General features: G+C 68.2%; 18 protein-coding genes. 5 read left to right on the top strand and 13 right to left on the bottom strand.

What is annotated here, in order from left to right; all coding sequences use genetic code 11:
• Positions 1-14 precede the first annotated feature (14 nt).
• Positions 15-1,550 carry an alkaline phosphatase D family protein gene (locus G3I17_RS36340; RefSeq protein ID WP_164603353.1) on the bottom strand — a complete coding sequence of 512 codons (1,536 nt, stop codon included), beginning with the start codon at positions 1,548-1,550 and terminating at the stop codon, positions 15-17.
• A gap of 131 nt (positions 1,551-1,681) precedes the next feature.
• Here G3I17_RS36340 and G3I17_RS42395 point away from each other — a divergent pair, with 131 nt between their 5' ends.
• Both G3I17_RS42395 and G3I17_RS36330 read left to right on the top strand, forming a co-directional pair.
• Positions 1,682-2,293: an ANTAR domain-containing protein gene (locus tag G3I17_RS42395; protein WP_203591252.1), complete on the top strand. Its 612-nt coding sequence runs from the start codon at positions 1,682-1,684 to the stop codon at positions 2,291-2,293.
• A 106-nt stretch (positions 2,294-2,399) separates the two neighbouring features.
• Positions 2,400-3,524, top strand: coding sequence for an acyl-CoA desaturase (locus G3I17_RS36330; RefSeq protein ID WP_203591251.1), 1,125 nt, complete (start codon positions 2,400-2,402; stop codon positions 3,522-3,524).
• Here G3I17_RS36330 and G3I17_RS36325 read toward each other — a convergent pair whose 3' ends face one another.
• Complete coding sequence (locus G3I17_RS36325; protein WP_164603351.1) at positions 3,525-4,103, bottom strand: TetR/AcrR family transcriptional regulator; 579 nt, start codon at positions 4,101-4,103, stop codon at positions 3,525-3,527.
• A 79-nt stretch (positions 4,104-4,182) separates the two neighbouring features.
• Between G3I17_RS36325 and G3I17_RS36320 the strand changes: the two genes are divergently transcribed.
• On the top strand, positions 4,183-4,929 hold the full coding sequence (locus tag G3I17_RS36320) for an alpha/beta hydrolase (protein ID WP_164603349.1): 747 nt from the start codon (positions 4,183-4,185) through the stop codon (positions 4,927-4,929).
• A gap of 34 nt (positions 4,930-4,963) precedes the next feature.
• Positions 4,964-5,842 (top strand): hypothetical protein, encoded by an 879-nt coding sequence (locus G3I17_RS36315; protein ID WP_164603347.1) that lies wholly within the window; start codon positions 4,964-4,966, stop codon positions 5,840-5,842.
• On the opposite strand, the gene G3I17_RS36310 is transcribed toward G3I17_RS36315, so the two are convergent.
• The 4 genes from G3I17_RS36310 to G3I17_RS36295 form a co-directional block, all read right to left on the bottom strand.
• Entirely contained in the window at positions 5,784-6,800 is a 1,017-nt protein-coding gene (locus G3I17_RS36310) for a LacI family DNA-binding transcriptional regulator (protein ID WP_343238541.1), read from the bottom strand. The genes G3I17_RS36315 and G3I17_RS36310 overlap by 59 nt on opposite strands.
• A gap of 35 nt (positions 6,801-6,835) precedes the next feature.
• Positions 6,836-8,530: a ribonuclease J gene (locus tag G3I17_RS36305; RefSeq protein WP_164603345.1), complete on the bottom strand. Its 1,695-nt coding sequence runs from the start codon at positions 8,528-8,530 to the stop codon at positions 6,836-6,838.
• Positions 8,527-9,441 (bottom strand): 4-hydroxy-tetrahydrodipicolinate synthase, encoded by a 915-nt coding sequence (dapA, locus tag G3I17_RS36300; RefSeq protein WP_164603343.1) that lies wholly within the window; start codon positions 9,439-9,441, stop codon positions 8,527-8,529. The genes G3I17_RS36305 and dapA overlap by 4 nt, the downstream gene beginning before the upstream one ends.
• Positions 9,442-9,883: 442 nt before the next feature.
• Positions 9,884-10,327, bottom strand: a complete 444-nt coding sequence (locus G3I17_RS36295) for a leucine-rich repeat domain-containing protein (protein WP_164603341.1) — start codon at positions 10,325-10,327, stop codon at positions 9,884-9,886.
• A gap of 114 nt (positions 10,328-10,441) precedes the next feature.
• On the opposite strand from G3I17_RS36295, the gene G3I17_RS36290 reads away from it, so the two are divergent.
• Positions 10,442-11,644 (top strand): hypothetical protein, encoded by a 1,203-nt coding sequence (locus G3I17_RS36290; protein ID WP_164603339.1) that lies wholly within the window; start codon positions 10,442-10,444, stop codon positions 11,642-11,644.
• 41 nt (positions 11,645-11,685) lie between these two features.
• Here the strand turns inward: G3I17_RS36290 and G3I17_RS36285 are convergent, their stop codons facing one another.
• The 7 genes from G3I17_RS36285 to paaA all read right to left on the bottom strand — a co-directional run bounded on the left by G3I17_RS36285 (position 11,686) and on the right by paaA (position 17,768).
• Positions 11,686-12,480, bottom strand: coding sequence for a metal-dependent hydrolase (locus G3I17_RS36285; protein ID WP_164603337.1), 795 nt, complete (start codon positions 12,478-12,480; stop codon positions 11,686-11,688).
• 84 nt (positions 12,481-12,564) lie between these two features.
• Positions 12,565-14,151 (bottom strand): alpha/beta hydrolase, encoded by a 1,587-nt coding sequence (locus G3I17_RS36280; protein ID WP_164603335.1) that lies wholly within the window; start codon positions 14,149-14,151, stop codon positions 12,565-12,567.
• 90 nt (positions 14,152-14,241) lie between these two features.
• Complete coding sequence (gene paaE / locus G3I17_RS36275; RefSeq protein WP_164603333.1) at positions 14,242-15,327, bottom strand: 1,2-phenylacetyl-CoA epoxidase subunit PaaE; 1,086 nt, start codon at positions 15,325-15,327, stop codon at positions 14,242-14,244.
• Positions 15,328-15,353: 26 nt separating this feature from the next.
• Positions 15,354-15,833: a 1,2-phenylacetyl-CoA epoxidase subunit PaaD gene (gene paaD / locus G3I17_RS36270; RefSeq protein WP_164603331.1), complete on the bottom strand. Its 480-nt coding sequence runs from the start codon at positions 15,831-15,833 to the stop codon at positions 15,354-15,356.
• The gene (gene paaC, locus G3I17_RS36265; protein WP_164603329.1) at positions 15,827-16,567 is read right to left on the bottom strand and encodes a 1,2-phenylacetyl-CoA epoxidase subunit PaaC; all 741 of its coding nucleotides are present in this window, start codon (positions 16,565-16,567) and stop codon (positions 15,827-15,829) included. The genes paaD and paaC overlap by 7 nt, the downstream gene beginning before the upstream one ends.
• Positions 16,564-16,842, bottom strand: a complete 279-nt coding sequence (gene paaB / locus G3I17_RS36260) for a 1,2-phenylacetyl-CoA epoxidase subunit PaaB (RefSeq protein ID WP_164603327.1) — start codon at positions 16,840-16,842, stop codon at positions 16,564-16,566. The genes paaC and paaB overlap by 4 nt, the downstream gene beginning before the upstream one ends.
• Positions 16,839-17,768, bottom strand: coding sequence for a 1,2-phenylacetyl-CoA epoxidase subunit PaaA (gene paaA, locus G3I17_RS36255; protein ID WP_239063277.1), 930 nt, complete (start codon positions 17,766-17,768; stop codon positions 16,839-16,841). Before paaA ends, paaB begins: the two co-directional genes overlap by 4 nt.
• Between the last annotated feature and the right edge of the window lie 6 nt (positions 17,769-17,774).

Below are 17,774 nucleotides of genomic sequence, written 5' to 3'. Positions count from 1 at the left end.
GCTCCCCAGAGAAGTCAGTGACGGCGGGCGGGTGGCAGGTCCTTGCGCCAGAGCACCGTGCCGTACAGGTCACGCAGTGAGGCGGTGAAGACCTCACTCCGCGGGTCGATCGACACATGGCCGAAGAACTGGTTGCCACCCGACGGCGGCTGATTGGGGAAGTCGGCCGCCTTCACGAACTCCAGCCGGGGTCCGAAGGTCGGGTCGAGCGCGTTCGGCCCGAACGTGCCTGCGTTGATCGGACCCGCGACGAGCTCCCAGAACGGGTCGAAGTCGGTGAAGGCCGCGCGGGACGGGTCGTAGTGGTGTGCGGCGCAGTAGTGCACGTCCGCGGTCAGCCAGACAGTGTTGCGGACCTTGCGGCGCTTGAACTGGCTCAGCACCCAGGCGATCTCGTGCTCCCGGCCACCGGGCGCGCCGGCCAGTCCGTTGGCGACAGCCTCGATCTCGGTGCCGTCCGGCACCAGCAGACCCAGCGGCATGTCGCTGGCGATCACCTTCCAGGTCGCCTTGGAAGCAGCGGCCTCGCGAACCAGCCAAGCTGCCTGCTCGGCACCCAGCATCGCGACCGGGCCGGCCACACCCGGTGCCGGGTTGGCGCCGCGGTACGTGCGCATGTCGAGGCAGAAGACATCGAGCAACGGGCCATAGCTCACCTTGCGGTAGATCCGGTCGCGGCCGGCGGTGTGGACCATCGGCAGGTACTCCAGGAACGCCTGCCGGGCCCGGGCCGCGAGTACGTCGACGCGCTTCTCGGTGTACCGGTTGTCGACCAGGATCTCGCCGGGGTACCAGTTGTTCACCGTCTCGTGATCGTCCCACTGGCTGACGATCGGCACGTCGGCGTACAGGTCGCGGACGTTGTGGTCGAGCAGGTTGTACTTGTACCGGCCGCGGTACTCCTTCAGCGTCTCGGCGACCTTGCTGACCTCCTCGGTCACCACGTTCTTCCACGTGGTGCCGTCGGGGATCGCCACCGACGCCGCGATCGGGCCGTCGGCGTAGATGTTGTCGCCCGAGTGCAGGAAGAAGTCCGGGCGGGTCTGGTGCATCGCCTTGTACGCGACCATGCCGCCCAGGTCGGGGTTGATGCCGTAGCCCTGGCCGGCGGTGTCGCCAGTCCAGACGAAACTCACCGGGCGGTTGCGGCCCGGCGTACTGAAGGAGCCCTCGGTGGTCTCACCGCGACGGCCGTACGCGTCCTCGAAGCCGATCCGGTAGTCGTAGCGCTGGCCGGGACGCAGACCGCGGAGCGGGAGCTGAGCGGTGAAGTCCTGGTCGGCCGAGGTGACCGGCCCGCGGAGCCGGACAGCCCGGTCGAACCGGCCGTGGCTGGTCAGGTCGACGAACAGACGGGCGCGGCGGTCGGTACGGGACCAGACGACGGCCGAGTCCGAGGTGACGTCGCCGGACATGATCCCGGACGGCAGTGCAGGCCGGTCCCGGCGTACGACGGAAGGGGTGGCAGCGGTGGCGGTCACGCTGGGTGCGGCGGCGGTGACGCCCGCGGCGGCAGTGGCGGCCAGCAACTGGCGACGACTCAAGTTCATGAGCCGAAGGTGCTCCTCCAGGGTGACGTAAGGGTGACTGCGGAACGAACTGCCTGACAACTCGCCCAGTGCCCCGCCCGCTACTTGCGCAGGCACCGATGATTGAGTGACTTCGCCCGAAGGGAGTGCTGGTGCCGACCAGGGAACAACGCCTCACAGAGGTCTTCATCAAGCTCGCCGACACCCTCGGCGAGGACTTCGAGCTGGCCGGATTCCTCGGCATGCTCGCGGAGGCGACGGTCGAGTTACTCGAGGTGGACGCGGTCGCCCTGAGTCTGACCGACGACTGCCTGGTACTACGGGTGGTGGCGTCCCCTGACTCGCGGGCCGAGCTCATCGACAACGACCTCGCCGGCGCCTACGCCACCGAGCAGGCGCTCCCGCTTTGCCTGCGGGGTAAGGCGATCGGCTCGATGAACCTCTACCGGAACGGCGCCGCCGCCTTGAGCGAGCAGGATCTCGCGCTGGGGCAAGCGCTGTCCGATATGGCCACGATCGGCTTGCTGCACGAGCGCGAGCACCGCGGTCGCCAGGAGCTGTGCGGGCAACTGCAGCAGGCGCTGGACAGCCGGATCCTGATCGAGCAGGCCAAGGGAATGCTCGCCGAGCGAACCGGTCTGAGCCTGCCGGAAGCCTTCACCGCGATGCGTTCCTATGCCCGTGGCAAGGGCTGCGAGCTGAAGGCAGTTGCCAGTGGTGTGCTCGACGGCACACTCCGGACCACAGCTCTGCTGTCTCCCTGAGCCTGAGCGCGCCACGCGCCTACCGAGCGGTCGGTTGCGTGACGTCTCGCCGCATGGTTCCGTTGGTGATTACAGCCACTCTTCTCGTGGCGCTGCCCTGGACCCGGTGGCGCATCTCGACCGATGCACTCCGGATGGGGCGTTCTCCTTGTCGCAACTGCTCGCCGAAGACCCGCACCCCCAAAGGCCGCAACAGAAGTACGCGAGTCTCTATAGCGACCTGCTGCACACGGTCCGGGACTTGGGCCTGCTGCGACGCCGCTACACCTACTACTGGACCCGCATCGGGCTGGTCCTGGCCGCGCTGGGCGGCGTGATCACCGGATTCATCCTGCTCGGTGACTCCTGGTTCCAGCTGCTGATGGCCGGCGCGCTCGCGCTGATCCTGGTCCAGGTCGCGTTCCTCAGCCACGACAGCGCACACCGGCAGATCTTCCACTCCGCCGCCTGGAACGACTGGACCGCCCGCCTGCTGGCCGGTGGCCTCGCCGGGATGAGCATCACCTGGTGGAAGAACAAGCACAGCAAGCACCACAACGCGCCGAACCAGATCGGCAAGGACCCGGACATCGCGATCGGCGTGATCGCCTTCACGCCCGACCACGCCGACAGCCGCAAGTCCGGTTTCATGAAGTGGTTCGGCGATCGCCAGGGCTGGCTGTTCTTCCCGCTGCTGACGCTCGAGGGCCTCAGCCTGCACGTGTCGAGCCTGCAGCACCTCTTCCGCCGCGGCGCCTCGAAGGTGGAGCGGATCGAGGCCGCCGTCGTCGTCTCGCGTCTCGGCCTCTACGTGACCGCCCTGTACGTCGTACTGCCGCTCGGCAAGGCCAGCGCGTTCCTCGGCCTTCAGCTCGCCGTCTTCGGCGTCTGCCTGGGCGGCTCGTTCGCGCCGAACCACAAGGGCATGCCGCTCGTCCCGGCCACGATGAAGATCGACTTCCTCCGCCGCCAGGTGCTGATGTCACGCAACATCCGCGGCGGCGCCATCACCGACTTCGCGATGGGCGGCCTGAACTACCAGGTCGAGCACCACCTGTTCCCGAGCATGCCCAGGCCGACCCTGCGCAAGGTCCAGCCGATCGTCCGCGAGTACTGCCAGCTGCACGGCGTGAAGTACACCGAGGTCGGCTTCTTCGAGTCGTACAAGATCGTCGTCGGCTACCTGAACAACGTCGGCATCAGCGCCCGCGATCCGTTCCAGTGCCCCCTGGTCAGCCAGTACCGCAAGTAGCTAGCTCGACAGCAGAGGCAGGGCCGCGGCCAGCGCATCATCGGCCGCCGCCCGCCCGAGCGCCTGGTGGTCCGCCATCACGGTCGCGCCCTGCAGCAGCATCAGCAACTGACGCCCGACCCGGTCCGGGTCGGCAACGCCCGCCGCCGTGGCGATCTCGGTGAGCAGGGCCTGGTACCTGTCGAGATGCTTGACCACCATGCTGCGAGCGGGCTCGAAGTGCCGCTGCGTGGCCGCGTTCACGAGCGCGCAGCCGCGATAGTCCGGTTGGTCGAACCACTCCCCCAGGACGGCGAACACCGCGGTCAGCTGGGCGACCGGATCGTCCCCACCCGCCTCCGCCGCCCGCCGCAGCCAGGCGTTGTTGCGATCGCTGCGGGCCTGCAGGACAGCAGCGATCAGTCCGTCCTTCGAGCCGAAGTGCCGGTACAAGGTCTCCTTCGACGCGCCCACCGACGCACACAGCTCGGCGATCCCGACGCCGTCCAGGCCGCGCTCGTAGAACACCTCGGTGGCGGCTTCGAGCATCGCCGCGCGAGTCCGTTCCGGGTCGAGCGAGGTTCCTTTGGCGACGGGCACGAGACAGATGGTACCGATCGGGCCCATCTCTTGCTAGCGTTGGGATGGTACCGACCGGTTCGATCAAGCGAGGGGCCGAATGACTCACGCCAGTACGTCCGCCTACCCGGTCTCCAGTGGTGGCCACGACCTCCCCGGAGTACTGCATCTACCGGCCGGCGACGGGCCGCATCCGGCTGTCCTGCTACTGCATGGCTTCCCCGGCTGGGAGCGCAACTTCGACCTCGCCCACTCGCTCCAGCGGGCCGGTTACGCCACGCTCGTCTTCCACTACCGCGGCTCGTGGGGTGCGGCCGGAACGTGGTCGTGGACCCACGTTCTGGAGGATTCGGCCGCCGCGGTAGCGACCCTGCGCGCGGACCCGCAGATCGATGCGTCGAGGCTCGCCGTCATCGGCCACAGCATGGGTGGGTTCGCCGCACTGCAAACAGTCGCAGCCGACGCCACGATCCCGGTGGTGGGCTCCATCGCCGGCTTCGACTTCGGCGCCGCCGCGACGGCCCCGAACCCGGACCGGTACGTCGAACCGTTCGACGGCGATCTACTCCCCTTGCAGGGGACCAGCGGTCGCGCGCTCGTCGACGAGATGGTTGCCCACGGCCCCGAGTGGCGGCTGGCCGGACTCGCGCCACAACTGGCCGACCGCCACGTCCTGCTGATCGGGGCCGGCCGGGACACCGCGGCGCCACCTGAGGAGCATCACCTGCCACTCGTGGCGGCGTACCAGAACGCCGAGCATCACCTGTTCCCCACCGACCACGCGCTGTCGGACCACCGGGAGAAGCTGGCCCAGGTGACAATCGCCTTTCTCAGCAGCAAGGCCTGAGCGACCGGTCCGCGGCCCCCGTAGGGTGAGGCTCATGTGGTGGGGACTGCTTTGCGCCCTGGCTGCCGCTCTGGCCTATGGCCTGGCGTCGGTGATGCAGTCGATGGCCGCCAAAGCAGCGCCTCAAGGCGGCGACGCGGTCGATCCTCGCCTCCTCGTCCGGGTGATCGGGCAATGGCGGTTCCTGGCCGGGATCGGTCTCGATCTGCTCGGGTTCGGGTTCCAGCTCGCCGCCCTGCAAGTCCTGCCGCTCTTCGTGGTCCAGGCGGCGCTCGCCGCCAGCCTGGCCGTGACCGCAGTCGCAGCTCGCTTCCTCGGTGTCACGCTGGGACGGCGTGAGTGGACCGCCGTCGGCGTCGTATGTGTCGGGCTTGGCCTGCTCGGGCTCTCCGCGGAGAGTGAGGGCGTCGCCTCGATCGACAGTGGATTCCGCTGGGGGCTCGTCCTTGCAGTGGTCGTGCTGGTCGCCATCGGCTTGTCTGCCGGGCTGGCTCCGAAGAGGCTGCGGGCGCCTTTACTCGGTCTGGTCGCCGGTCTGTGCTTCGGCGTCGTGGCGATCTCGGGCCGGGTCATCCCTAGTCTCAAGCCGGTCGACCTGCTGACCGAGACGGCGACCTACACGGCCATCGTCGCCGGGGCGGGCGCGATGCTGTTCTTCGCCTCGGCCCTGCAACGCGGCAGCATCACGACGGCAACCGCGATGCTCGTCGTCGGCGAGACCGTCTTCCCGGCCGCCGTCGGCATCGTGGCGCTGGGCGATCGCACCCGACCAGGTTTCATCGTGCCCGCAGCGGCCGGTTTCGCTCTCGCGATCGCGGCCGCCCTGGCGCTCGCCCGGTTCGGCGAGCCGACTGCTAACTCGACGGAGGAATCTCCCCCGAGCCGCGAATCGTCAGCTTCACCGGCACCCTGACGGTCCGGCCCGGGCGATGCGGCTCGGGCAGGCGCTCGGTCATCAGCTGGATCGCGGTCCGCGCCATCACGTCGGCCGACTGCGCCACCGCGGTGAGCCCGGGGCTGAGCAGGTCGCCGAGCGCGAGGTCGTCGAACGACACCAGGGCCACCCGGTCACGGCGGCCGGCCATTCCCCGCAGTACCTCCGCAGTGGTCATGTTGTTCGCCGACAGGATCGCCGTCGCGGACTCGGGCCGGTCCAGTACTGCGGACAGCGTGATCCCGATCCCCTCGGTCGTCGGCTCGGACAGGTGGACCAGGTCCTCGTCGACATCGATCCGGTGCCTGGCCATCGCGGCCCGGTACGCGACGACGCGCTCGCGGGCCGTGAAGATCCGCTCGTCGTCACCGAGGTAGGCGATCCGGCGGTGTCCCTGCCGGACCAGGTGATCGATCGCCTGGTCGATACCACCGGCATTGTCGGCCAGTACCGCGTCGGCCTCGATCCCGTGCGCCGGCCGGTCGATCGTGACGACCGCCATCCCCGCGTCGACGTGCGGGGCCAGGTAGTCCTGGGTTTCCCCGATCGGCGCCATGATCAACGCATCGGGGCGCCGGGCAACGAACTCCAGGCAGACGGCCCGCTCGCGCTCGGGGTCCTCGTCGGTCAGGCCGATCATCACGACCGAGCCGCTCCCCCGCGCCCACAGCTCGACCGCCCGGCCGAGCGAGGCGAAGAACGGGTCGCCGATGTCGCGGATCACCACGGCGATCGTGCCGGTCTTGCCCCGGCGCAGCATCCGGGCGCTCTCGTTCGGCGTGTAGTTCAGGTCCTTGATCGCCGCCTGGACCTTCGCGGTCAGCTCCGGGCTGACGTTCGGCTCCTCGTTGACCACCCGGGAGACGGTCTTGAGCGCCACCCCCGCCCGGGCCGCGACCTCTTTCATGGTGGGCCGGCGCTGCCCGGCTCCATTCACACCAGTAATACTCACGACTGGCCCACCCCTCTGGTTTAGGACTGCACGACGACCGGGATGATCATCGGCCGGCGACGATGCGTGTCGCTGACCCATTTGCCGACCACGCGGCGGATCACCTGCTGCAACTGGTACATGTCGTCCACCCCGCTCCCGATCGCCTTCTCGATCTCCGCCTCGATCTTCGGCTTCAGCTCGTCGAAGACAGTGTCGTCCTCCGCGAAGCCACGCGCCTGGATCTCCGGCCCGGCCGTCAGTTTGCCGGTGACAGAGTCCATCACGGCGATCACCGAGATGAAACCCTCGTCGCCGAGAATCCTTCGATCCTTCAAAGAGGTCTCGGTGATGTCGCCGACGGTCGACCCGTCCACGAACACATAACCGCACTCGACCTTGCCCGCGATGACGGCCTTGCGATCGACCAGATCGACCACCACTCCGTCCTCGACCACGACGACATTCGCCTCCGGTACGCCGGTCTGCCGGGCGAGCTCGGCATTCGCGTGCAGGTGCCGGATCTCGCCGTGCACCGGCATCACGTTGCGCGGCTTCACGATGTTGTAGCAATAGAGCAGTTCGCCCGCCGACGCGTGGCCGGACACGTGCACCAGGGCGTTGCCCTTGTGGATCACGTTCGCGCCGTGCCGGGTCAACCCGTTGATCACCCGGAAGACCGAGTTCTCGTTGCCCGGGATGAGCGACGACGCCAGTACCACCGTGTCGCCCGGCTGGATCTGTACTACGTGATGGTCGTTGGCCGCGATCCGCGACAGCGCCGACATCGGCTCGCCCTGCGAACCCGTGGACACCAGTACGACCTGCTCTGGCGGGTAGTTGTCGAGCTCGCGCATGTCGATCAAGGTGTCGCCGGGCACGCTGAGGAAGCCCAGGTCGCGGGCCACCGCCATGTTGCGAACCATCGAGCGGCCGACGTACGCGACCTTGCGGCGGTGCTTCACGGCCGCGTCCATCACCTGCTGCACGCGGTGCACGTGCGAGGCGAAGCAGGCGACGATGATGCGCTGGTCCTTCGCCTTGCTGAAGACGCCGTCCAGCACGGGGGCGATATCGCGCTCGTGGGTGGTGAAGCCGGGCACCTCGGAGTTGGTGGAGTCGACCATGAACAGGTCGACGCCCTCCTCACCGAGCCGCGCGAACGCCCGCAGGTCGGTGATCCGGTTGTCGAGCGGCAGCTGGTCCATCTTGAAGTCGCCGGTGTGCAGCACCAGGCCGGCCGGCGTCCGGATCGCGACGGCCAGCGCGTCCGGGATCGAGTGGTTGACCGCGACGAACTCGCACTCGAACGGGCCGAAGCGCACCGTCTCGCCCTCGACGACGGTCTGCTGCGGAACGTTGCGGTGCCGGTGCTCCTTCAGCTTGCCCTCGAGCAGCGCCAGGGTCAGCTGCGAGCCGACCACCGGGATGTCGCCGCGCTCGCGCAACAGGTACGGCAGGCCGCCGATGTGGTCCTCGTGGCCGTGCGTCAGGACGACCGCCACGATGTCGTCCAAACGCTCCCGGATCGGCTGGAAGTCCGGGAGGATCAGGTCGACACCGGGCTGGTTCTCGTCCGGGAAGAGCACGCCGCAGTCGACGATCAGCAGCTTGCCGTCGTACTCGAAGACGGTCATGTTCCGGCCGACCTCACCGAGGCCGCCGAGTGGGATGACCCGGAGCGCGCCGGGCGCGAGTGGTGCCGGCGCTTGCAGGTCAGGGTGCGGGTGGCTCATGCAATCAGTCCTGCCGTCTTGAGGTCGGTGGTGAGCCAGTCCAGTTGCTCCCCGGTCGCCTCGATCAGCGGCGCGCGCAGCGTCGCGTGCTCGATCACACCGGCCAGCTTGAGCGCGGCCTTCACCATGATGGCGCCTTGGGTCCGGGTCATGATCGCCTCGACGGCCGGTACCAGCTGGCGGTCGATGCGCTGCGCGGTGGCGAGGTCGCCTGCCACGACGGCGTCGATCAGCTCCCGGTACTGCGGACTGGCGACGTGCCCGACGACGCTCGCGATGCCGACCGCACCGATCGCCAGCCAGGCGAGGTTCAGCTCATCGGCGCCGCAGTAGTAGAAGAGATCCGAGTTGGCGAGCACCTTCGTGGTCGCGGCGACATCACCCTTGGCATCCTTCACCGCGACGATCCGCGGGTGCTCGGCCAGCGCGAGCAGCGTCTCGGTCGTGATCGGGACGCCGGCCCGGCCGGGGATGTCGTAGGCCAGCACAGGCAGACCGGTGGCGTCGGCGACCGCGGTGAAATGCAGCTTGATGCCTTCTTGCGGCGGCTTGTTGTAGTAGGGCGTGACGACGAGCAGCCCATGCGCGCCGGCGGCTTCGGCGGCCTTCGCGGACTCGACGCTGTGCGCGGTGTTGTTCGACCCGACACCCGTGACGACCTTGGCGCGATCGCCGACGGCCTCGAGAGTGGCGCGGATGATCAGCACCTTCTCGGCGTCGGTCGTGGTCGGCGCCTCACCCGTGGTGCCGTTGACGATGAGGGAATCGTTGCCCTCGTCGACCAGCTTGCTGGCCACCTTCTGCGCCGCGTCGAGATCGAGCGAGCCATCGGGCCGGAAGGGGGTGATCATCGCCGTGGTCAACCTTCCAAAAGGAAGGGCCGTGACAGCGGTGTTTGCACTAGAGGACATGGAGCTCAGATTACCGCTCCCAGCGCCTCAGGAAATGAGTAGGCCTGGTGGCTGTCCGCTCGGGGGTCCGGGCAGCCACCAGGCTCACTCGTCCTATCGGGCCAGCCTCCGTAGTCGTTACAGCTTCCACCAAAAAAATCCGAAAAACTTTCTGCGGATACTCTCCGTGCCTCACTGCTCACTAATTGTCGAAATCCGAAGGCTCTCAGCGCGGGATAGCCCCTGCGAAATCCGCCGATGCCACCCGGTAGCCCCGGAGCCCCGGAAACGGTTGCCTGACGGCTGGCCTCGTACCGAGCGACAGGCAGTAGTGCCCCGACCCGGCATTTTCGCACTGCCACTGAGCCAGCCAGGTGGTCGCGGCGGCGACTACTGCCTGTCGCTCTGTACACCAGACCAGCCCGCCGCCGTCCGGAATACCAAGCAGCCCCGGCGCTGGAGTTCATGTACCCATTCCGGTACTGCCCTGAGGTCGAGCCACCGGAGGTCCAGCTTCTCCAGCGCCGGGAACACCTCCGGTCCGAAGCTCGACGAGGTTCCTCAACTGCCCGAGGCTGTCCGGCAACCGCGGCAGGCCGTTGTCGGTTGCACCGAGGTACTGCAGCGACTCCAGTCCTGCCAGCGCGTCGGGTAGTTCTGTGATCGCGAGATCGCTGACGTAGAGGAATTCCAGGCGCTTCAACTGCCCGAGCGAGTCCGGCAGCGCGGAGAGCGGTTGGTGGCTCAGGTCGAGGATGCGGAGGTCGACGTACTCGCCGAGCCAGTCGGGCAGTGTCGTCAACTGATTGCCGTGGAGGTAGAGCTCGCGCAGCGTGGCGTGCTGACGGATCGCCGGATCGAGCGTTCTGAGGGCCGTTTCGCCGAGGTTGAGGGTGCGCGAGGTCATCGGCGGAGTTTAGGGCGTCAGGTTCTTGCCATGCCGGATTCTGACAACCGGATCCGGCCGTAGCTGCGTGCTGGGCGGGTGAGACTGAGGCCACCCCTACCGCCCAGGAGCAGCATGAAGAAGTTCTTTGCCGTGCCCGTGGCTGTTGCCACCTTGGCTTTGACCAGCAGCCTGATCACCGCCCCGGCGCAGGCCGCGCCTGCCGGCAGTACGAGCGTTGCCGCCACGCCCGGCAATCTGAGCCCGGAGCAGTCGCACGCGTTGCTCGGGCAGTTGGAGGCCAAGCTGCCGGCCGGGTACGAGGCGAAGTTCGCGGCGACCAAGGCGCGGCTCGGGCTGCAGGACTCCGATCTGCAGAAGACCGCCGAGCAGGCGATCAACCCGGGCGACTACGAGTGCCCCGCGACGACGCCGGTGACCGATTGGGTCAACGCCTCGATCGCCGACTGGACGCTGGACGACCGGCTGAACGCGTTCGTCATCCTGCTGCTCGACCCGATCACGTATGACGCGCTGTTCTTCCCCGAGCCCGCCAAGGGCCGCTTCTATGGGCTGGACGGCGAGTACACAAACACGATCAAGACCACCTTCAAGGGCCTGCAGGGCTTCTGGGACATCAAGTCCAACGACATCGAGACCGTCCCGGCGCACGGCGACACCTTGCTCGATCAGACCCGGGTGGCGCGTGCACTGACCGCCGCCCACGGCTACTCGGCCGCCGACGCCGCCTCGCTGGCCAGTTCGATCGCGACGATCGTGAACCAGCCGAAGTTCGACTACGGCAACCACCCGCTTTTCACCTTCAACGCGTTCGCCTGGTCGGCCGAGGGCGAAGCGATCCCGGGCGTCGGGCTGCCGAGCGACAAGGTCGTGATGGGTGACGGCGTCCTGGAAGGCTTCCGCGCTCTCGGGCTCGGCGACGTCGCCCCGAAGGCGATCCTGGCGCACGAGTTCGGCCACCACGTGCAGTACGAGCGGAACCAGTTCGTCAGCCCGCTCACGGGCGCCGAGGCCACTCGGCATACCGAGTTGATGGCCGACTCCTACGCCGCGTACTACCTGTCCCACCTCCGCGGCGCACATCTGCGATGGGCGCGCGTCCAGCAGTACCTGGAGACGTTCTACGACCTCGGTGACTGCGGCTTCACCGCCGAAGGCCACCACGGCACGCCGAACCAGCGCCGCAAGGCCGCCACGTGGGGGCTCACGCTCGCCACGTTCACCTTCGCCCCGCGCTACATCATCCCGACGGTGACCTTCGGGAAGCTGTTCGACAAGGTCCTCCCCCAGCTGGTCCGCCCAGACGCGACCAGCTGATCCCCCCAAGTGAGTGTGGCGCGCCGACCGCTGGTCGGACCCTAGCGGCGCGCCACACTCACTCCCACCGCATCGAAGACGTCGACCAGGAACTGGATCGCGCCGGGTAGCAGTAACACCGCGGCGATGATCAGCACCGGAACGATCAGCAGGTTCTCCACCGGGCCGCCGGTGCGGAACCGCAACGGGCGCGGCAGGCGGATCTCGTACCAGGTCTCGCCGCGGATCGGCAGCGGCCACAGCCACGGACACCCCGATCGCGTGAGGCTGTCGCCGAGGCAGTGCACGAACATGCCGACGGCAACGGCCACGCCGATCCAGCGGCCGATCCCCTCCAGCCCCGCGTGCAGGTTGTGGACAGCCGACTCCCCCGGCAACCAGGTGCCGGCGATCGACCAGGCGCCCGCGCCCAGGACCACCGTCAGCACCCAATCGCCGAGCGCGTCAGCGGCGAGGATCAATCCGACCAGAGCAACAGCCAGTACTGCGCGCCAACCACCGGCGGCGCCCGCAGCCGAGGTCGCGAAGCCGAGCCCGATCGCGGCCGCCAGCGTGTGACTCGCATGCCGGTGCTGACCGGTGCTGTCCTCGTCGCGCGGGCCCTTCGTGAGCGAGTACAGCAAGCTCGAGAAGGCCCGCACGACACTGGAGACGAACCCCGTGATCGGCCCGAGCAACCGGGACGCGCCCGCGCCCGGATGGTCGAGGTCCGGCAACAACGCGTAGCCCGCGGTCGCGGCGGCGAACGGCACCACCTCCGCGACCGTCGTCAGGCCCACCATCGGTGCTACCGCGAGCCCCGCGCACCAGCCGGACAATGCATGCGAACGCCCCATCACGGCGCCCCACCCCCATCAGTCGTGAGCCGCTGATTCTTTCAGCGCCGACCGACAGAAATGGGGAGCCACACGGGATGGGTGTCAGCGGGTCGGCGGCCTGAACTGGTACGGGGCCTTGGCCTTGGCCGACCGGTTGGCAGCCTGGGCGAACGGCACCGCATCGGGCTTGCACACCGTGCCGGCCTTCGGCAGCGCGCCGGTCAGCAGATAGGCACTCGCCTTGCTGTCCGCACACGCCGACGAGAACAGCGAGGTGTGTCCCCAGCCGCTGACGCTGAGCAGCCTGGCGTTGCCGAGGATCTTCGACGTGCTGACCGCGTCCTCGTACCGGGTGGCCGGGTCCCAGCGGTTGCCGATGACAAGTACCGGGTTGGCCGAGCGCTTGGTGAACGGGCCGAGGTAGCGGTCCGCGTCGTGCCCCGGCCAGCTCGCGCAGATGCTCGAACCCCAGATCCACGCGCGACCGAAGTACGGCCACTTCTTGTCGGCCGCCTTGGCCGAGCTCGCCCAGTAGGTGGAGCTGGCGGGGTTCAGCGAGTCGCTGCACCAGACGCCGTAGAAGCCTTCAGCGCCTTGCTCGTAGGCCGGCTGGGCGAGGGCGGCTCGCGCTGCCTTGACCTTGCTGGCCGACGCGGTGGCAAGCCCCTGGAGGTACTCGGCCAGCCCCGGGAAGTTGCCGGCGCTGTAGAGCGCTCCGAGCGTCTGGCTGATCATGTCGTTGTAGGTGACGACCTCACCGTCGGGCAGCTCGAGCGGGTGCTTGCGCAGCTTGGCCGCCAGCGCGTCGTACCGGGCCTTGGGGTTGCCCTCGCTGAAGGCGCAGTTGGGGCCGCCGGCGTCGCAGAGCCGGAGGAACTCCTGCAGCGTCTGGTACGCGCCCTGCTCGCTCTCGAGTCGCGCGTCGACGGGCTTGCGGACCCACTCGAGGCCGCGACCGGTCGCGTCCGAGACCGGGTCGATGACGCCGTCGATGATGACCGCGCGGACCTTGTCGGGGAACATGTTCGCGTAGACGGAGCCGATGTAGGTGCCGTACGAGTAGCCGGCGTAGGTCAGCTTCTTGTCACCGACCGCCTGCCGGAGCAGGTCCATGTCCCGGGCGACGTCCGCCGTCGACATGTGGTCGATGATCGGCCCGGCGTACTTCGCACAGGACTTGGCGTAGGCGCGGTCGAAACCGACCCACGTCTTCTCCTCGGCGGCAGTCGCCGGGAACGGGAACGGCGAGGTCGCCGCGTCGGCCTGCTCCTGCGTCTTGAAGCAGGTCAGCGGAGTGCTGCCCGCCACGCCCCGGGGGTCGAAGCTGACCAGGTCGAACCGCGCCCGCACCTCGTCGGAGTACAGCTCCTGGCCGACACTCTGCAGGAACCCGACGCCGGAACCGCCCGGGCCGCCGGGGTTCAGGAACAACGAGCCGATCCGGCGCTTGGGGTCGGTCGCCTTGATCCGGCTGACGGCCAGCGAGATGGTCGCGCCGCGCGGGCTGTCGTAGTCCAGCGGCACCTTGGCCGTGGCGCACTCGTAACCGGGCGCGGACTCACACGCATGCCAAGCCAGCTTCGGGATCGGCGGAGATTGAGTCGCGCTGGCAGTGGAGGCCGGCACCACGCTGAGCAGACCGGCAACGAGCGCGCCGGCGGTGGCGAGCGTCGTCCAACGTCGAGACATCTATGAAACCCCCTGGGAGCGGACGGAGTGCAGGTTTCGGATTCTGCCTCATCCAAGTGCCGTTGGAGGTGTCATGACATCAACTGGTCATCAAGCGTCGAAGTCGAGGGTGACCTTCTTGCTCGTCGGGTGGGACTGGCAGGTGAGCACGTAGCCGGCCCGGATCTCGTCCGGTTCGAGCGCCCAGTTGGTGTCCATCCGGACCGTGCCCTCGACCACTTTTGCCCGGCAGGTCCCGCAAACTCCGCCCTTGCAGGCAAAGGGCGCATCGGTCCGTACGGCGAGGGTCGCGTCCAGGACTGCCTTCGCGTGCTCGCCCAGCGGGAAGGTCGAGCGGCGCCCGTCGAGGATCACCGTCACTTCGGCCGCCTCCGCGTCCGTCGCGGTCTCCTCAACGCGGGCCACCGGCGCTTCGTCGCCAACGTGGAACAGCTCGGCGTGGATGCTCTCGCGCGAGACGCTCTGGTCGAGCAGCAACTCCTGGGCGCCGACGACCATCGCGTAGGGCCCGCAGAGGAACCACTCGTCGACGGACTTCACCGGCAGGATCGTGTCGATCATCCGCGCAAGTCGATCGCGGTCGATCCGGCCGCTGAACAGCTCGACGTCCGTCGACTCCCGCGAAAGCACATGCACCAGGTGCAGGCGTTCGGCGTACCGGTCCTTCAGGTCGGCGAGGTCGTCCGCGAACATCACCGAGCCGGCCGTGCGGTTGCCGTAGAGCAAGGTGACCCGGCTCTGCGGCTCGACCTTCAGGATGGTCGCGACCAGCGACAGCACCGGCGTGATCCCGCTGCCCGCGGCGACGAACGCGTAGTGCTTGGCGTGCGCGGGATCGAGCGGCGTACCGAAGCGGCCGAGCGGCGTCATCACCTCGATCGTGTCGCCGGCCTTCAGCCCGGACGCGGCGTACGACGAGAAGACGCCACCGGGGATCCGCTTGACCGCGATCCGCAGTACGCCGGAACCGGCCGGCGAGCAGATCGAGTAGCTGCGCCGGACGTCGTCCTCACCGGGCCTCCGCACGGTCAGGTGCTGGCCCGCGGCGAACTCGTACTCCGTCGCGAGCTCCGCCGGGACGGCGAAGGTGATCGCGACCGAGTCGTCGGTCACCTCGTCGACCGCCTTCACCGTCAGCGAATGGAAGCTGGCTCTGCGCCTGGTCATGGTCGTCATCTAGATCGCCTTGCTGCATCTGTTGTTCAAATGGATTTGAAGTGATCAAAAGGCTCACGGCAGGAGTTGCATCGCCAGAGCGACTTGCAGGACGTGGATCCGAAGCGGCTCAGCTCGGAGGTGTCGGGCGAACCGCACTGCGGGCAACGAATGGTCAAGCTCAGCGACACCGGTCCCCCGACGGCACGGCGGCCCGTGGGTGGCGCGATCCCGTACTCCGTCAGCTTGGCCTTGCCCTCGTCGCTCATCCAGTCGGTCGTCCAGGCCGGCGACAAGACCGTCTCGACCCGGCCGTTGAGCTGAAGAGCCTGCAGAGTGAGCTCGACCTCGTGCTTGATCAGGTCCATCGCCGGGCAGCCGGAGTAGGTCGGGGTGATCGTCACGACCACCTCGTCGCCCTCGTGCCGGACGCCGCGCAGAACACCGAGATCGGCGATCGTCAGCACCGGTACCTCCGGATCCGCGACCTCGCCGACAGCATCGAAGATCGCGGTGTCCGTCACCATGACGCTCCCGGGTGCGCCCGCGCGATGTGCTGCAGCTCCGCGAGCAGAAACCCGAAGTTCTCGGTATGACGGCCGTCGCGGCCACCGCTGTGCTGGTACGACGAGGTCGGCCGCTCGCAGGTGGAGGCATCGATCACCTCGGTCACCCGGCGCAGCCACTCCTCCTCCAGCGTCGACGGGTCGACCGCGACGTCGAGGCGCTGCACCAACTCGTCGGAGGCGAACAACTCGGCCGTGTACGGCCACATGGCGTCCAGGCCGGCCTGCATCCGCCGATGGCTCTCCTCGGTGCCGTCGCCCAGGCGCAGCACCCATTGGGTCGCGTGGTCGACGTGGTACGCGACCTCCTTCACCGCCTTGCCGGCCACCCCCGCGAGGGTTTCGTCGGCGCTCCCGCGCAGCTCTTCGTAGAGCAGGTGCTGGTACGTCGCGAAGTACAGGAGTTTCGCGATGCTGTGCGCGAAGTCGCCGTTCGGCAGCTCGCACAGCTGGGCGTTGACGAAATCGCGCTCGTCCCGGAAGTACGCGAGATCGTCTTCCGAGCGACCGGCGCCTTCGACCGTACCGGCGTACTGCAGCAGCGATCGGGCCTGGCCGAGCTGATCGAGCCCGATGTTGCCCAGGGCAACGTCTTCCTCGAGCTGCGGGGCGGCCGCGATCCACTCGGCGGTCCGCTGCGCCGCGATCAGCGCGTCGTCGCCTAGCCTCAGCGTGTAACTGAAGAGGTCGCTCACAGGTGCTCGACGCCTTCCGGGACGTCATAGAAGGTCGGGTGCCGATAGACCTTGTCAGCGGCCGGGTCGAAGAACTCGTCCTTCTCGTCCGGGCTCGACGCGGTGATGCCGTTGGCCGGCACGACCCAGATCGAGACCCCTTCCTGGCGGCGGGTGTAGACGTCGCGGGCGTTGCGCAGCGCCATCGTCGCGTCCGGCGCGTGCAGGCTGCCGACGTGCACGTGCGAAAGCCCACGACGGGACCTGACGAAAACCTCCCAGAGCGGCTCGATCATGCGGCACTCCCCTGGGCCTTCGCGGCCTGCTTGTCTGCGTACGCAGCGGCGGCCTCGCGGACCCAGGCGCCGTCCTCGTGCGCCTTCACCCGGTTGGCGAGCCGCTGCTCATTGCACGGACCGTTGCCCTTGACAACTTCATAGAGCTCGGTGAAGTCCGGCTCGGTGAAGCTGTAGTGGCCGGTCTCCTCGTCGAGGGTCAGCCCGTCGTCGGGAACGCGGAGGCCGAGCACGTCGGCCTGCGGCACGGTCATGTCGACGAACCGCTGCCGCAGCTCGTCGTTGCTGTGCCGCTTGATCCCCCACGCCATCGACTGCTCCGAGTGGGTCGAGCTCGCGTCCGGCGGGCCGAACATCATCAGGCTCGGCCACCACCAGCGGTTCAGCGAGTCCTGCGCCATCGCCTTCTGCGCGTCGGTGCCGTTGCACAGCGTGTGCAGGATCTCGAAGCCCTGCCGCTGGTGGAACGACTCCTCCTTGCACACCCGCACCATGGCGCGCGCGTACGGACCGTACGAGCAGCGGCACAACGGCACCTGGTTGACGATCGCGGCGCCGTCGACGAGCCAGCCGATCGCGCCGATGTCGGCCCAGGTCAGCGTCGGGTAGTTGAAGATGCTGGAGTACTTCTGCTTGCCCGCGTGCAGCAGGTCGAGCAGGTCGGCGCGGTCAACGCCGAGCGTCTCGGCAGCGGCGTACAGGTAGAGGCCATGACCGGCCTCGTCCTGGACCTTCGCCATCAGGATCGCCTTGCGGCGCAATGACGGCGCGCGGCTGATCCAGTTGCCCTCGGGCTGCATACCGATGATCTCGGAGTGCGCGTGCTGCGCGATCTGCCGGATCAGGGTCTTGCGGTACCCCTCGGGCATCGCGTCGCGCGGCTCGATCCGGCCGTCTGCGTCGATCGTCGCCTGGAAGCTGTCCATGACCCC

Source organism: Streptomyces sp. SID13031, from assembly GCF_010548305.1.
Classification (GTDB): domain Bacteria; phylum Actinomycetota; class Actinomycetes; order Propionibacteriales; family Kribbellaceae; genus Kribbella.
The sequence above is the reverse complement of the archived record's forward strand: the minus strand, read 5'-3'. Positions and strand labels throughout refer to the sequence as shown.

What these genes read in the sequence shown, in the direction of transcription:
- G3I17_RS36340 (WP_164603353.1), bottom strand. Translation starts at nt 1,550, where the DNA reads ATGAACTTGAGTCGTCGCCAGTTGCTGGCCGCCACTGCCGCCGCGGGC.
- G3I17_RS36320 (WP_164603349.1), top strand. Translation starts at nt 4,183, where the DNA reads ATGACTCACGCCAGTACGTCCGCCTACCCGGTCTCCAGTGGTGGCCAC.
- G3I17_RS36315 (WP_164603347.1), top strand. Translation starts at nt 4,964, where the DNA reads ATGTGGTGGGGACTGCTTTGCGCCCTGGCTGCCGCTCTGGCCTATGGC.
- G3I17_RS36305 (WP_164603345.1), bottom strand. Translation starts at nt 8,530, where the DNA reads ATGAGCCACCCGCACCCTGACCTGCAAGCGCCGGCACCACTCGCGCCC.
- dapA (WP_164603343.1), bottom strand. Translation starts at nt 9,441, where the DNA reads ATGTCCTCTAGTGCAAACACCGCTGTCACGGCCCTTCCTTTTGGAAGG.
- G3I17_RS36295 (WP_164603341.1), bottom strand. Translation starts at nt 10,327, where the DNA reads ATGACCTCGCGCACCCTCAACCTCGGCGAAACGGCCCTCAGAACGCTC.
- G3I17_RS36290 (WP_164603339.1), top strand. Translation starts at nt 10,442, where the DNA reads ATGAAGAAGTTCTTTGCCGTGCCCGTGGCTGTTGCCACCTTGGCTTTG.
- G3I17_RS36285 (WP_164603337.1), bottom strand. Translation starts at nt 12,480, where the DNA reads ATGGGGCGTTCGCATGCATTGTCCGGCTGGTGCGCGGGGCTCGCGGTA.
- G3I17_RS36280 (WP_164603335.1), bottom strand. Translation starts at nt 14,151, where the DNA reads ATGTCTCGACGTTGGACGACGCTCGCCACCGCCGGCGCGCTCGTTGCC.
- paaE (WP_164603333.1), bottom strand. Translation starts at nt 15,327, where the DNA reads ATGACGACCATGACCAGGCGCAGAGCCAGCTTCCATTCGCTGACGGTG.
- paaD (WP_164603331.1), bottom strand. Translation starts at nt 15,833, where the DNA reads ATGGTGACGGACACCGCGATCTTCGATGCTGTCGGCGAGGTCGCGGAT.
- paaB (WP_164603327.1), bottom strand. Translation starts at nt 16,842, where the DNA reads ATGATCGAGCCGCTCTGGGAGGTTTTCGTCAGGTCCCGTCGTGGGCTT.
- paaA (WP_239063277.1), bottom strand. Translation starts at nt 17,768, where the DNA reads ATGGACAGCTTCCAGGCGACGATCGACGCAGACGGCCGGATCGAGCCG.